The following is a 13,554-nucleotide window of genomic DNA, read 5'->3' as shown; positions in this document are numbered from 1 at the left end:
CACAAAGACGCCCGCCATGACCGACCTCAAAGCCATCGCCGATCCCTCCAGCCTGCAGTCGCTGCTGGCCGAGATGCCCGCCAACCTGCTGGCCGGCCGCCGCGTGCTCGTCACGGGCGGTGCGCGCGGCCTGGGCCTGGCGTTCGCGCAGTGCGTGGCCGCGGCGGGTGCGAGCGTGGTGCTGGCCGACATCCTCGGCGAGCTGGCCGAAACCGAAGCGAAGGCCCTGCGCGATGCGGGCCGCACGGCGCACGCGCTGGCGATCGACCTGTCGGACCCGGCCTCCATCGAGGCGGGCGCCGCCGAGGCGGTGCACCTGCTGGGCGGCCTGGACGGCCTCGTCAACAACGCCGCCATCACCAACTCGGGCGGGCGCGACGCGCACCAGCTCGAGATCGACATGTGGGACCGCGTGATGAACGTCAACGTGCGCGGCAGCTGGCTCATGGGCCGCGCCTGCCGCCCCGCGCTGGCGGCCAGCGGCCGTGGCGCCATCGTCAACCTCGCGTCGGACACGGCGCTGTGGGGCGCGCCCAACCTGCTGGCCTATGCATCGAGCAAGGGCGCGGTCATTTCCATGACGCGCTCGCTGGCGCGCGAATGGGGCGGCGACAACATCACGGTGAACGCCGTGGCGCCCGGCCTCACGCTGGTCGAGGCCACCGAGTACGTGCCGATGGCGCGCCACCAGAAGTACCTCGAAGGCCGCGCCATCCCGCGCGAGCAGCAGGCGGCCGACGTCTGCGGCGCCACCGTGTTCCTGCTGTCCGGCCTGGCGCGCTTCGTCACCGGGCAGCTGCTCGCCGTCAACGGCGGCTTCGCGATGCACTGAACCTGTCACCACCGACCGAATTTCCCGACCAAGGAGTACACCCATGAGCGATTTGTCCGAACAGCAGAAGATCAACAACACCGCCGCAGCCGTCGGCAGCACGCTGGTGCAGCCCGAAGGCAGCAGCCTGGCCGAGTGGATGAACACCCGCATCGCGCGCTACGAAACCCGTACGTACGACTGGGATGCGCTGAAGTTCCAGGCCGACTTCGACCCCAAGTTCCGCCGCGCGCAGATGCGCTACGTGGGCACCGGCGGCACCGGTGTCGCGGCCGACGCCAACACCGTGCCTTCGGAGCACTTCACCTTCTCGACCATGGTGATCCCGGCCGGCCACGAAGGCCCGCCGCACCTGCACACCGACGTGGAAGAAGTGTTCTTCCTGATCCGCGGCAAGCTCAAGGTCGTGATCGAGAAAGACGGCGAGCGCTTCGAAACCATCATGACCGACCGCGACCTGATCTCGGTGCCGCCCGGCGTGTACCGCGAAGAGATCAACATCGGCGACGAAGACGCGCTGATGTGCGTGATGCTCGGCGCGCAAAAGCCGATCAAGCCGACGTATCCGGCCGATCACCCGCTGGCCAAGATCAAGCGCTGAGCGAGCGAACAGGCCATGGGCACCATCGACATTCCCGCGCAGACCCTGCCGGCTTCCGAGCTGGCGCGCCTCGACGCGCGATTTCCGGCCCGCGACGTCGCGGTCGGCAACGGCGCGGTGGTGTCGGTGCGCGAGTGCGGACAGGGCCCGGTGATCGTGTGCCTGCACGGCATCGGCTCGGGCGCGGCCTCGTGGCTCGACACCGCGGCGCTGCTGGCGCCGCAGGCCTGCGTCATCGCCTGGGACGCGCCGGGCTACGGCCGCTCGACGCCGCTGGCCGCGGCCGCGCCGACTGCCGCCGACTACGCCGCGCGCCTGGAAGAAATGCTCGATGCGCTCGCGATCCGCTCCTGCGTGCTCGTCGGCCATTCGCTGGGCGCCATCGTCGCCGCATCTGCCGCGCGCGAAGACGCGAGCGCCAGTGCGCGCATCCGCCGCCTCGTGCTCGTGAGTCCGGCCATCGGCTACGGCGCACCCGAGCGCATCGATGCCCGCGCCAGGGTGCGCGCCGAACGCCTGGCCACGCTCGACGACCTCGGCATTGCCGGCATGGCCGCGAAGCGCGCGGGCCGGCTCGTGTCCGACGGTGCCAGCGAGCACGCCCGCCAGTGGGTGCGCTGGAACATGGCCCGCCTGAACGACCACGGCTACCGCCAGGCTGTCGAGCTGCTGTGCAACGCCGACCTGCTGGCTGACCTGCCGCCGCCGATGTCCGTGCGCGTGGCCTGCGGCGCGCTCGACGTCGTCACGCCGCCGGCCGCCTGCGAGGAAGTCGCGCGCCGCTGCGGCGTGCCCCTCGAATTGGTGGACGATGCGGGTCACGCCGGCTATGTGGAACAACCGCAGGCCATTGCCGCCTTGCTGCGCGAATCGCTCGCCGGCTGACCCGGCACGAACAAGAGAACCGAGAGGAACCCGACATGGCCACCGACAACCAAGTGATGGAAGAGGGCGCGGACCGCTACAACGTGCCCGCGCTGGAGCGCGGCCTGCGCGTGCTGTGCGAGTTCAGCCGCGAGAGCCGCACGCTCTCCGCGCCCGAGCTGGCGCGCCGTTTCGACCTGCCGCGCTCGACCGTCTTCCGCCTGCTCACCACGCTGGAGAACATGGGTTTCCTCGAGCGCGCCGAGGGCGGGCGCGACTACCGCCTGGGCCTGGCCGTGCTGCGCCTGGGCTTCGAATACCTGGCTTCGCTGGAACTCACGCAACTGGGCACGCCGCTGCTCAACCGCCTGTGCGACGAGCTGCGCACGCCCTGCAACCTCGTGGTGCGCGACGGCCGCTCGATCGTCTACGTCGCCAAGGTGGCACCGGCCACGCCGTTTGCCAGCTCGGTCACGGTGGGTACGCGCCTGCCGGCCCACGCCACGGTGCTGGGCCGCATCCTGCTGGAAGACCTCACGCTGCCGCAGCTGCGCGCGCTGTACCCCGAAGACAAGCTCGAGACCTTCTCGCCGAGCACGCCCAAGACCGTGAACGAACTCTTCGACATGGTGCAGGCCGACCGCCAGCGCGGCTATGTGCTCGGCGAGGGCTTTTTCGAGTCGAACATCTCGACCATCGCCGCGCCGGTGCGCGACCACAGCGGCCACATCGTGGCGGCACTGGGCGCCACCATCACCTCGGGCCACATCGACGAGAACCGCATGGACGAGATGGTGCAGCGCGTGCGCGGCACCGCCGACGAGATCTCGGGCCTGCTCAATTACTCGCCAGCACGCAACAGCGCCGCCAAGGTGGTTCCGCTGCGCAGCGCCTGACTCGTTTTTTTCGATCATGACGACCTCCGCCTTTTCCTCCTCTTTCTTCGCCGCCGACGCACTGGCCGGCCGCGTGGCCGTGGTCACGGGCGGGTCGTCGGGCATCGGCCTGGCCACGGTCGCGCTGCTGCTGGGCTGCGGCGCCGCCGTGGCGCTGTGCGGGCGCAACGCCGAACGGCTCGATGCCGCCGTGGCCGGCCTGCGCGCGACGTACCCGGACGCCAAGCTGTTCGCGCAGACCTGCGACGTGCTCGACGCCGCCTCGGTGCGCGCCTTCGCCGCCGCCAGCGAGGCCGCGCTCGGCCCGGCCTCGATGCTGGTCAACAACGCAGGGCAGGGGCGTGTCTCCACCTTCGCCGACACCGACGACGCAGCCTGGATGCAAGAGCTGAACCTGAAGTTCTTCTCCGTCATCCACCCGACGCGCGCCTTCCTGCCCCAGCTCACGGCGCAGCGCGCCGTGCTCGGCGATGCGGCCATCGTCTGCGCCAACTCGCTGCTGGCGCGCCAGCCCGAGCCGCACATGGTCGCCACCTCGGCCGCGCGCGCCGGCCTGCTGAACCTCGTGCGTTCCATGGCCACCGAGTTCGCGCCGCAGGGCGTGCGCGTCAACGGCATCCTGATCGGCCTCGTCGAATCGGGCCAGTGGCGCCGCCGCTTCGAGGCGCGCGAAGACAAGGCGCAGGACTGGGCCGCCTGGAGCGGCCAGCTCGCCACCACCAAACACATCCCGCTGGGTCGCCTGGGGCTTCCGACCGAAGCCGCGCGCGCGATCCTTTTCCTTGCTTCACCGCTCGCTTCCTATACGACGGGCAGCCACATCGATATTTCCGGAGGCCATTCACGCCATGCATAACCCCAACAACACCGTCACGGTCGGCGCCGTCGTCGCCGCCTTCCTCGAACAGTGCGGCGTCAAGGCAGCCTTCGGCGTGATCTCGATCCACAACATGCCGATCCTCGATGCCTTCGCGCAGCGCGGCACGGTGCGCTTCATCTCGGCGCGCGGCGAGGCCGGCGCGGGCAACATGGCCGACGCCTATGCACGCTCCACCGCCAGCCTGGGCGTGTGCATCACCAGCACCGGCCCGGCCGCGGGCAACATCGCCGGCAGCATGGTCGAGGCGCTGACCGCCGGCGCGCCGCTGCTGCACATCACGGGCCAGATCGAGACGCCGTACCTGGACAAGGGCATGTCGTACATCCACGAGGCGCCCGACCAGCTCACCATGCTCAAGGCCGTGTCGAAGGCCGCGCTGCGCGTGCGCAGCGTGGAGACGGTGCTCGGCACGCTCAAGCGCGCGGTGCAGCTCGCGATGACGGCGCCGACCGGCCCCGTGAGCGTGGAGATTCCGATCGACATCCAGTCGGCGCTGACGACCATGCCGGCCGACCTGTCGCCGCTGCCCATCGAGCGCCCCGTGCCGTCGGCCGCCGGTCTCGATGCACTGGCGTCGCGCCTGGCAGCCGCCAAGCGCCCGCTGCTGTGGGTGGGCGGCGGTGCCCGCCATGCCCGCGCCGCCATCCAGCGCCTGCAGAAGCTGGGCTTCGGCGTGGTCACGACCACGCAGGGCCGCGGCACGGTGCCCGAGGACGACGCCGGCTCGCTCGGCGCCTACAACATCCAGAAGCCCGTCGAGGCCTTCTACCAAACCTGCGACGCGATGCTCGTGGTCGGTTCGCGCCTGCGCGGCAACGAGACGCTCAAGTACGAACTGAAGCTGCCGCGCCCGCTGTACCGCATCGACGCCGATGCCGCTGCCGAAGGCCGTTGCTACGCTTCCGAGGCCTTTGTCTGCGGCGATTCCGCGCTGGCCCTCGACGGCCTGGCCGACCGCCTCGAAGCCGCGAAGTACCAGGCCGACCCGCAGCTGCTGGTCGACCTGCGCGCCGCGCACGACCAGGCCGTGGCCACGTTGCGCGACGGCCTCGGCCCGTACGCCGAGCTCGTGCGTCAGCTGCAGTCGGTGGCCGGCCGCCAGTTCAACTGGGTGCGCGACGTCACGGTGTCCAACAGCACCTGGGGCAACCGCGAGCTGCGCGTGTTCGAACCCAGCGCCGGCGTGCACGCCACGGGCGGTGGCATCGGCCAGGGCATGCCCATGGCCATCGGCGCGGCCATCGGCGCGGCGGTGACGGGCTCGGGCCGCAAGACCTTCTGCCTGGCCGGCGACGGCGGCTTCATCCTGAACCTGGGCGAGCTGGCCTGCATGGTGCAGGAGAAGGCGCCCATGGTCATCGTGCTCATGAACGACAAGAGCTACGGCGTCATCAAGAACATCCAGGACGCGCAGTACGGTGGCCGCCAGTGCTACGCCGAGCTGCACACGCCCGACTACGACCTGCTGTGCAAGTCGCTCGCGCTGCCGCATGCCCGCGTGAAAGACCTGGCCGACCTGCCGGCACACCTGGACAAGGCGCTCGCCGCCGACGGCCCGTTCCTGCTGGAAATCGACATGCTGTCGATCGGCGGTTTCAAGACCTCCTTCGCCGGCCCGCCGACCAACACGGTCACGCAGATTCCCGCGCTCGGCGCGGCCCAGTGAGCGAACGCGGAGCCCCACGCATGACCACTGCCATCACGCGCATTGCACTCGTCGGCTGCGGAGCCATCGGCACCTCGGTGCTCGAACTGCTGCGCGGCGATCCCGCCCTGAAGGTGGTGGCCATCGTCGTGCCGGCGGAAGGTATTGCCGCCGCGCAGAAGGTCGCGCCCGACGCGCAGGTCGGCAGCGCCGTGCCCGCCGACGGCATCGACCTCGTGGTCGAGACCGCCGGCCATGCCGCCATCGAGCAGCACGTGCTGCCCGCGCTGGCACGCGGCACGCCCTGCGTGGTCGCGTCGGTCGGCGCGTTGTCGGCTGCGGGCTTTGCCGAGAAGCTCGAAGCTGCCGCCGTCGCCGGCCACACGCAGGTGCAGTTGATTCCCGGCGCCATCGGCGGCATCGACGCGCTCGCCGCGGCCCGCATCGGCGGCCTGAGCAGCGTGCGCTACACGGGCCGCAAACCGCCGCAGGCCTGGAAGGGCACGCCGGCCGAGCAGGGCCGCAACCTGGACACGCTGGCCCACGAAACCGTCATCTTCGAAGGCAGCGCGCGCGAAGCGGCCTTGCTCTACCCGAAGAACGCCAACGTGGCGGCCACCGTCTCGCTTGCAGGCCTGGGCCTGGACCAGACGCTGGTGCGCCTCATTGCCGACCCGGCCACCACCGAGAACGTGCACACCGTCGAAGCCGAAGGCGCCTTCGGCAGCTTCGCGCTGACCATGCGCAACAAGCCGCTCGCGGCCAACCCCAAGACCTCGGCCTTGACCGTGTACAGCGCCGTGCGCGCGCTGCGCAACCGCGTCGCGGCCCTCGCCATCTGAGCCACTCCATGATCTCCACCGAACTCCTTCCGATCTGCATCGCCGGCGAATGGCGCCTGGGCGGCGGTGACGTCTACGAAAGCCTGTACCCGGCCACCGGCGAGCCCATCGCGCGCCTGAAGGCTGCGAGCCTGGCCGACGTCGAAGAGGCCATCACCCGCGCCGACCACGCCTTTCGCACCAGCGGCTGGGCCCAGCGCCTGCCGCACGAGCGCGCGGCCGTGCTGCACCGCGTGGCACAGCTGATCCGCGAAGAGGGCGAGTCGCTCGCGCAGAAGCAGCGCCTGGACAACGGCAAGCCGATCAGCGAAACCCGCAACCTCGTGGCCAGCGCCGCGGGCACCTTCCAGTTCTTTGCCGCCGCGCTCGAAACGCTCGAAGAAACCATCACCCCCTCGCGTGGTGCCTTCGTCACGATGAGCGTGCACGAGCCCATGGGTGTGGTTGCGGCCATCACGCCGTGGAACTCGCCGATCGCGAGCGAAGCCCAGAAGCTGGCGCCCGCGTTGGCCGCCGGCAACGCGGTGGTCGTGAAGCCCGCCGAAGTCACGCCGCTCATGGCGCTGGAGCTGGCCCGCATCTGCGAGCAGGCCGGCGTGCCCAAGGGCATCGTCAGCGTGCTGCCGGGCAAGGGCTCGGTCATTGGCGACGCGATCACCAAGCATCCGCTGGTCAAGCGCGTGTCGTTCACGGGCGGCACCACCACCGGCAAACACATCGCCCACATCGCGGCCGACAAGATGATGCCGGTGTCGCTCGAACTCGGTGGCAAGTCGCCCACCATGGTGCTCGACGACGCCGACCTCGACCATGCGGTGAACGGCGTGCTGTACGGCATCTTCAGTTCGTCGGGCGAGTCGTGCATCGCGGGCTCGCGCCTGTTCGTGGCGCGCGGCATCTACGACGAGTTCCTCACGCGCCTGGCCGAAGGTGCCAATGCCCTGCGCGTGGGCGACCCGGCCTCGGAGCGCACGCAGATGGGGCCGCTCATCACGGCCAAGCACCGCGAGGGCATCGAGCGTTATGTGGACCTGGGCGTGTCGGAAGGCGGCCGCATCCGCACGGGCGGCGTGCGCCCGCACGGCGCCGGCTACGACAAGGGCTACTTCTACCAGCCGACGATCCTCGAAGGCCTGACCAACAATGCCCGCATCAGCCAGGAAGAAATCTTCGGCCCGGTGCTGGTCGCGATGCCCTTCGACAACGAGGAAGAGCTGATCGCGCAGGCCAACGACAGCATCTACGCGCTGGCGGCCGGTGTGTGGAGCCGCGACTTCAAGCGTGCCTGGAAGCTGGGCCGCGCGGTGCAGGCCGGCACGGTCTGGGTCAACACCTACAAGCAGTTCTCGGTGTCGACGCCGTTCGGCGGCTGGCGCGACAGCGGGCTGGGCCGCGAGAAGGGCCGCGAAGGCATCTTCCAGTACATGGAGCAAAAGAGCATGTACTGGGGCACGAACGACCAACCGCTCCCGTGGGCGAACTGAACAGGAGCACACCATGAGCGTACTTGGCATCGACCAGATCACCTACGGCGCGGACGACCTGCCCGCCTGCCGCCAGTTCTTCCAGGACTGGGGCCTCGCACTGAAGTCGGAGGCCGCCGACGAGCTCGTCTTCGAGTGCCTCAACGGCTGCAAGGTGGTCGTTGCGGCGTGGGACAAGCCCGGCCTGCCGCCCGCGATGGAAGAGGGCCCGACGCTGCGCGAAGTGGTGTGGGGCGTGCAAAGCGACGCCGACCTGGAGCGCTACGCCGCCGCCATCGCGCAAGACCCGGCCTTCACCGACACCACGGTCGACGGCGCGCGCCGCATCGGCTGCACCGACCCCAACGGCCTGGCCGTGCGGCTGCAGGTCAGCCGCAAGCGCGCGGTCGAAGTCGACTGCGGCGCCATGAACACCTGGAACGCCAAGCCGCGCGTGAACCAGCCCGCGCCGATCTACGAACGTGCCACGCCGATCGAGGTCGGCCACGTCGTGTTCTTCGTGAGTGATGTGAAGGGCACGAGCGCGTTCTACGCGCAGCGCTTCGGCTTCGTTTCGTCCGACGGTTATCCGAACCGCGGCGCCTTCATGCGCTGCGCGCCCGAGGGCGGCCACCACGACCTGTTCCTGCTGCAGATTCCGTCGGGCAAGCGCGGGCTGAACCACGTGGCCTTCACCGTGCGCGACATCCACGAGGTGTTCGGCGGCGGCCTGCATTTCTCGCGCTGCGGCTGGGAAACCCAGCTGGGCCCGGGCCGTCACCCGGTGTCGTCCGCGTATTTCTGGTACTTCAAGAACCCGGCCGGCGGCCTCATCGAGTACTACGCCGACGAAGACCAGCTCACGGCCGACTGGCAGCCGCGCGAGTTCGAACCCGGCCCGACCGTGTTCGCCGAATGGGCGGTCGACGGTGGCCTCGACGGCAACACCCGTCGCCAGAAGAACGCGGAAGGCCCGAAAGGTGCTTTCCTGACCGAGAAAAAGTGAACCCGGTGAACCTCATGCAACGACGTCTTTCCTTCTCCCTGATGGCTGCCGCCGCGCTGGCCATTGCCTTGCCCGCGCACGCACAGAGCGACGCGCACAAGCAGCTGTCGAGCGACCGCTTCACCATCGTCTCGCCGTTCCCGCCCGGCGGCCCGGTCGACACGTTGGCCCGTGTGCTGTCCGACGGCCTGGCCAAGCGCTACGGCCAGGCGGCCGTGGTCGAGAACCTGGTGGGCGCGGCCGGCAACATCGGCATCGACAAGGTCAAGCGCGCCAAGGGCGACGGCCACACGCTGCTCGTGGTGCCGGCGGGCAACCTCACGATCAACCCGACGCTGATGCCGAACTTTCCGTTCAACATCGAAAAAGACTTCGTGCCCGTGACCATGCTCGCCAAGGCGCCCAACGTGCTGGTGGCCGCGCCGGCCTCGGGCATCAAGAGCGCGAAGGAGCTGGTGGCCATGGCCAAGGCCAAGCCCAACACGCTGTCGTACGCCTCGCCGGGCGTAGGCAGCGGCCTGCACCTGGCGGGCGAGCTGTTCAAGCAGCAAGCCGGCATCGACCTGCTGCACGTGCCGTACAAGGGCACGGCGCCCGCGCTGAACGACGTGCTCGGCGGCTCGGTGCCGCTGATGTTCAGCAACCTGCCCGCGACCATGCCCTTCATCAAGAACGGCAAGCTCGTCGCGCTGGGCGTGACCGAAGCCAGGCGCAGCCCCGCCGCACCCGACATCCCCACGCTGGCGGAGCAGGGCATCCAGGGCGTGGCCGTGACCTCGTGGTATGGCCTGCTGGCCCCCAAGGGCACGCCGCCCGCCGTGGTCGAGCAGCTCGCGAAAGACGCCGCCGACATGCTGGCCCAGCCCGATGTGCGCGAGCGCCTGAAGGCCCAAGGCATGACTGACGCGGCCATGAAGCCCGCCGAGTTCGCCACCTACATCCGCGACGAGACGGCGGTGTGGGCCAGGATCATCAAGGCCCGCAACATCGTGGCCGAGTGAGCCGCCTACAACAACAAGCAGAGACGGACACCATGAACACCAGCGAATCCACCATCGGCATCGTCGGAGCCGGCATCGGCGGCCTGGTCGCCGCCATCGCACTGCGCCGCGCGGGGCACGACGTGGTCGTGTTCGAGCAGGCCAAGCAGTTCGCCCGCGTCGGCGCCGACATCAACCTCACGCCGAACGCCGTTCGCGCGCTCGACGGACTGGGCGTGGGCGACGCCGCCCGCGTGACGGCGGCCCGCCCGTCGCACCGCATCAGCCGCACCTACGACAGCGGCGAGGAAACCTCGCGCCTCGAAATGGCCGACTCGGCCGAACAGCGCTACGGCGCGCCGCAGCTCACCATCCACCGCGCCGACCTGCTGGCCGCGCTGGCCGACATGTTCCCGGCCGAGCGCGTGGCGCTGGGCAAGCGCGCCGAGACCATCGCGGCCGACGACAACGGCGTGACCCTGTCGTTCAGCGACGGCACCAGCGCCCGCGTGGGGGCGCTCATCGGCGCCGACGGCATCCACTCGGGTGTGCGCACCGCGATGTTCGGCGCCGAGAGCCCGCGCTTCACGGGCATCGTCGCCTACCGCGCCGTGGTGCCCGCCGAGCGCGTGGCCGGCGTGCCCAACCTGGGCGCCTTCACCAAGTGGTGGGGCCCGAACCCGCAGAGCCAGATCGTCACGTTCCCGCTGAACCGCGGCAAGGACATCTTCATCTTTGCGACCACGCCGCAGGACACCTGGCACCTGGAGTCGTGGACCGCGCCGGGCAGCGTCGACGAACTGCGCGAGCAGTACGTCGCCTACCACCCCGAGGCGCGCGCGCTGCTCGACGCCTGCGACACGGTGCTGAAGACCGCGCTGTACGAGCGCGACCCCATGCCCGCGTGGGCGCAGGGCCGCATGGCGTTGTTGGGCGATGCCGCGCACCCGATGCTGCCCTTCATGGCACAGGGCGCCGGCATGGCCATCGAAGACGCCGTGGTGCTGTCGCGCCACCTCGACGGCGTGGGAATGTCGAACATCGCCGACATTTCCGCCGCGCTGCAGGCCTACCAGACCGCGCGCATCCAACGCGCCAGCCAGGTGCAGCTCGGCTCACGCGGCAACAACTGGCTGCGCGAAGGCGGCAACGCCGACTGGGTGTACGCCTACGACGCCTGGGCCGTCCCGTTGGGCGAACCGGCGCAGGGCGCCGTCGCTGCTGCCACTGCCACTGCCTGAAATTTTCCCCCTCGTTCACGGAGGCTCACGATGCAACAAGACCGCTTTCTCCAACCGCACCAGGCGCGCCAGCGCCCCGCGACCACCTACGAAGACCTGCTGGGCGACGTGATCGAACGCGCCTACGTCGACGGCATCCATGACCTGCCGGGCCTGGTGCAACGCCTGAACGACAGCGGCCTGGCCACGCCGGGCGGCCTCGCATGGACCGAGGCGCTGTACCGCAAGGAAATGGCCGCGCTGGCCGCCTGAGGAGAACCACCATGACCATCGCCATCACCCCCGTTCCCGCCGATCCGGTCGACCACCTGCTGGAGATCGGCCTGAAAGACCTCTGGTACCCGATCTGCCCCTCGCACTTCATCAAGGAGAACCCGATCTCCCTGCGCCGCCTCGGCCGCAAGATCGCGCTGTGGCGCGACGGCGAAGGCGTGCTGCACGCGCTGGAAGACCGCTGCCCGCACCGCGGCGCGCCACTGTCGCAGGGCGTGATCCTGGGCGACCGGCTCTCGTGCCCGTACCACGGCGTCGAAGTGCGCCACGACGGCGTGGTCACGCGCGTGCCCGGCAGCCCGGGCTGCAAGCTCGAAGGCTCGCGCGCCACGCGCCACTTCCACGTGCAGGAGCGCGCGGGCGCGGTGTTTCTCTACAACTCGAAAGAGCCGGTCGACGTGCCGCCGCCGCTGGTGCTGCCCGAGCAGCTGACCGACGAGGCCGAGTATTCCAACTTCCTGTGCTACACGGAGTGGAAGGGCGACTACCGCTACGTGCTGGACAACGTGATGGACCCAATGCACGGCACGTACCTGCACAAGCAGTCGCACTCGATGGCCGAGGGCGACTCCAGCGCCAAGTTCGGCGTGCGCCCGACCGACATCGGCTTCGTGTTCGAGAAGGAAGGCCAGCGCAACGTCAACTTCGACTGGACCGAGTGGGCCGACACCGGCATCCACTGGATGCGCCTGGAGATTCCGTACCCGAAGACCGGCGGCCCCGGCGGCAACTTCATCATCATCGGCGCGTTCTCGCCGATGGCCAACGGCATGACGGCCACCTTCTTCTGGCGCGCACGCAAGCTGTCGCCAGGCTGGGAGCGCGACACCTGGCGCTTCCTCTACAAGAACCGCCTCGAAGCGCGCCACTGGCACGTGCTGGAGCAGGACCGCGTGATGCTCGAAGAAATGGAAGCCGACGCCAACCAGCACGAGAACCTCTACCAGCACGACCTGGGCATCGTTCGCCTGCGCCGCCACATGCGCAACCTCGCGCAAGCGCAGCTGGCGCAAGCCGAGGCCGCCACGGCCTGAACTGCAAGCAAGCGAGCATCACCATGTCTTCTCCCACGCTGAACGCCCTCGTGCACACCATGCGCTACGAGGCCGACGGCATCGTCAGCGTCGAGTTCCGGCCCGCCACGCCGGCGGTGGACTTTCCCGCCTTCGAGGCCGGCTCCCACATCGACCTGCACCTGCCCAATGGGTTGGTGCGCAGCTACTCGCTGTGCAACCCTTCCAGCGACCGCCAGCGCTACGTGGTGGGCGTGCTCAACGACCGCAAGAGCCGCGGCGGCTCGCGCTACGTGCACCAGCAGCTGCGCGTGGGCATGACACTGCCGATCTCGGCACCGCGCAACAACTTCAGGCTGGAAGAGGGCGCCGAACGCTCCGTGCTCGTGGCCGGTGGCATTGGCGTGACGCCCATCTGGTGCATGCTGCAGCGGCTCGTTGCGATCGGCAAGCCGGTCGAAATCGTCTACTGCGCGCGCACCCGCAAAGAGGCCGCCTTCTGCGACGCCATCGAGGCGCTGGCCGCCGAGAAGTCGGTGCAGCTCACCTGGCACTTCGACGACGAGAAGGGCGCGCCGCCCGACCTCGCATCGCTGCTGGCCGGCAAGGGCGCCGCCAGCCACTACTACTGCTGCGGCCCCACGCCGATGCTCGACGCCTTCGAAAAGAGCTGCGAGCAACTGGGCTACGCCAACGCACACATCGAGCGCTTCGCCGCCGTGCACGTGGAGGCGCCGAGCGCCACACAGACCTGCGTGGTGCAGTGCGCCAGGAGCGGCAAGAGCGTCGAGGTGCCTCCGGGCAAGTCGATTCTCGACAGCCTGATCGACGCTGGCCTCAACCCCGACCACAGCTGCAAGGAAGGCGTCTGCGGCGCCTGCGAAACGGCGGTGATCGAGGGCGAAGTCGATCACCACGACGGCATCCTCACCAAGATCGAACGTGCGTCCAACAAGACCATGATGATCTGTGTCTCTCGCTGCAAGGGCGAGCGGCTGGTGCTGGACATTTGAGACGC

14 protein-coding genes are annotated in these 13,554 nt (G+C 69.5%); all 14 read left to right on the top strand.

What is annotated here, in order from left to right:
* The first annotated feature begins 16 nt into the window (after window positions 1-16).
* Genes ASD34_RS22360 through ASD34_RS22295 form a run of 14 tightly spaced genes read left to right on the top strand, consistent with a single transcriptional unit; the run spans window position 17 to window position 13,549 of the window.
* Window positions 17-832, top strand: a complete 816-nt coding sequence (locus ASD34_RS22360) for an SDR family oxidoreductase (RefSeq protein WP_056582200.1) — start codon at window positions 17-19, stop codon at window positions 830-832.
* 43 nt (window positions 833-875) lie between these two features.
* A complete protein-coding gene (locus tag ASD34_RS22355; protein ID WP_056582199.1) occupies window positions 876-1,433 on the top strand; it encodes a cupin domain-containing protein in 558 nt (185 codons plus the stop codon).
* A 15-nt stretch (window positions 1,434-1,448) separates the two neighbouring features.
* Entirely contained in the window at window positions 1,449-2,318 is an 870-nt protein-coding gene (locus tag ASD34_RS22350) for an alpha/beta fold hydrolase (RefSeq protein ID WP_056582198.1), read from the top strand.
* A 35-nt stretch (window positions 2,319-2,353) separates the two neighbouring features.
* A complete protein-coding gene (locus tag ASD34_RS22345; RefSeq protein WP_056582196.1) occupies window positions 2,354-3,193 on the top strand; it encodes an IclR family transcriptional regulator in 840 nt (279 codons plus the stop codon).
* Window positions 3,194-3,209: 16 nt separating this feature from the next.
* Complete coding sequence (locus ASD34_RS22340) at window positions 3,210-4,049, top strand: SDR family oxidoreductase (RefSeq protein WP_056582194.1); 840 nt, start codon at window positions 3,210-3,212, stop codon at window positions 4,047-4,049.
* Entirely contained in the window at window positions 4,042-5,739 is a 1,698-nt protein-coding gene (locus tag ASD34_RS22335) for a thiamine pyrophosphate-binding protein (protein ID WP_056582192.1), read from the top strand. Before ASD34_RS22340 ends, ASD34_RS22335 begins: the two co-directional genes overlap by 8 nt.
* A gap of 20 nt (window positions 5,740-5,759) precedes the next feature.
* Window positions 5,760-6,560 carry an aspartate dehydrogenase gene (locus ASD34_RS22330; protein WP_056582191.1) on the top strand — a complete coding sequence of 267 codons (801 nt, stop codon included), beginning with the start codon at window positions 5,760-5,762 and terminating at the stop codon, window positions 6,558-6,560.
* A gap of 8 nt (window positions 6,561-6,568) precedes the next feature.
* Entirely contained in the window at window positions 6,569-8,044 is a 1,476-nt protein-coding gene (locus ASD34_RS22325; protein WP_056582188.1) for an aldehyde dehydrogenase, read from the top strand.
* 13 nt (window positions 8,045-8,057) lie between these two features.
* Complete coding sequence (locus ASD34_RS22320; RefSeq protein WP_056582186.1) at window positions 8,058-9,029, top strand: VOC family protein; 972 nt, start codon at window positions 8,058-8,060, stop codon at window positions 9,027-9,029.
* Between the two features lie 14 nt (window positions 9,030-9,043).
* Window positions 9,044-10,030, top strand: a complete 987-nt coding sequence (locus ASD34_RS22315; protein ID WP_056582639.1) for a Bug family tripartite tricarboxylate transporter substrate binding protein — start codon at window positions 9,044-9,046, stop codon at window positions 10,028-10,030.
* 32 nt (window positions 10,031-10,062) lie between these two features.
* A complete protein-coding gene (locus tag ASD34_RS22310) occupies window positions 10,063-11,250 on the top strand; it encodes an FAD-dependent monooxygenase (protein WP_056582184.1) in 1,188 nt (395 codons plus the stop codon).
* A gap of 30 nt (window positions 11,251-11,280) precedes the next feature.
* The gene (locus ASD34_RS22305) at window positions 11,281-11,502 is read left to right on the top strand and encodes a recombinase-like helix-turn-helix domain-containing protein (RefSeq protein ID WP_056582183.1); all 222 of its coding nucleotides are present in this window, start codon (window positions 11,281-11,283) and stop codon (window positions 11,500-11,502) included.
* Window positions 11,503-11,513: 11 nt separating this feature from the next.
* Window positions 11,514-12,557 carry an aromatic ring-hydroxylating oxygenase subunit alpha gene (locus ASD34_RS22300; protein ID WP_056582181.1) on the top strand — a complete coding sequence of 348 codons (1,044 nt, stop codon included), beginning with the start codon at window positions 11,514-11,516 and terminating at the stop codon, window positions 12,555-12,557.
* Window positions 12,558-12,580: 23 nt separating this feature from the next.
* Window positions 12,581-13,549, top strand: coding sequence for a PDR/VanB family oxidoreductase (locus ASD34_RS22295; protein ID WP_056582179.1), 969 nt, complete (start codon window positions 12,581-12,583; stop codon window positions 13,547-13,549).
* Window positions 13,550-13,554: the final 5 nt, after the last annotated feature.

The sequence above is a fragment of the Variovorax sp. Root473 genome (assembly GCF_001426505.1).
In the GTDB taxonomy this organism is placed as follows: Bacteria; Pseudomonadota; Gammaproteobacteria; order Burkholderiales; family Burkholderiaceae_C; genus Variovorax.
The sequence above is the reverse complement of the archived record's forward strand: the minus strand, read 5'-3'. Positions and strand labels throughout refer to the sequence as shown.

Bases quoted from the DNA above. Each gene is read 5' to 3' on its own strand.
- ASD34_RS22360 (WP_056582200.1), top strand. From the start codon at position 17: ATGACCGACCTCAAAGCCATCGCCGATCCCTCCAGCCTGCAGTCGCTG.
- ASD34_RS22355 (WP_056582199.1), top strand. From the start codon at position 876: ATGAGCGATTTGTCCGAACAGCAGAAGATCAACAACACCGCCGCAGCC.
- ASD34_RS22350 (WP_056582198.1), top strand. From the start codon at position 1,449: ATGGGCACCATCGACATTCCCGCGCAGACCCTGCCGGCTTCCGAGCTG.
- ASD34_RS22345 (WP_056582196.1), top strand. From the start codon at position 2,354: ATGGCCACCGACAACCAAGTGATGGAAGAGGGCGCGGACCGCTACAAC.
- ASD34_RS22340 (WP_056582194.1), top strand. From the start codon at position 3,210: ATGACGACCTCCGCCTTTTCCTCCTCTTTCTTCGCCGCCGACGCACTG.
- ASD34_RS22335 (WP_056582192.1), top strand. From the start codon at position 4,042: ATGCATAACCCCAACAACACCGTCACGGTCGGCGCCGTCGTCGCCGCC.
- ASD34_RS22330 (WP_056582191.1), top strand. From the start codon at position 5,760: ATGACCACTGCCATCACGCGCATTGCACTCGTCGGCTGCGGAGCCATC.
- ASD34_RS22325 (WP_056582188.1), top strand. From the start codon at position 6,569: ATGATCTCCACCGAACTCCTTCCGATCTGCATCGCCGGCGAATGGCGC.
- ASD34_RS22320 (WP_056582186.1), top strand. From the start codon at position 8,058: ATGAGCGTACTTGGCATCGACCAGATCACCTACGGCGCGGACGACCTG.
- ASD34_RS22315 (WP_056582639.1), top strand. From the start codon at position 9,044: ATGCAACGACGTCTTTCCTTCTCCCTGATGGCTGCCGCCGCGCTGGCC.
- ASD34_RS22310 (WP_056582184.1), top strand. From the start codon at position 10,063: ATGAACACCAGCGAATCCACCATCGGCATCGTCGGAGCCGGCATCGGC.
- ASD34_RS22305 (WP_056582183.1), top strand. From the start codon at position 11,281: ATGCAACAAGACCGCTTTCTCCAACCGCACCAGGCGCGCCAGCGCCCC.
- ASD34_RS22300 (WP_056582181.1), top strand. From the start codon at position 11,514: ATGACCATCGCCATCACCCCCGTTCCCGCCGATCCGGTCGACCACCTG.
- ASD34_RS22295 (WP_056582179.1), top strand. From the start codon at position 12,581: ATGTCTTCTCCCACGCTGAACGCCCTCGTGCACACCATGCGCTACGAG.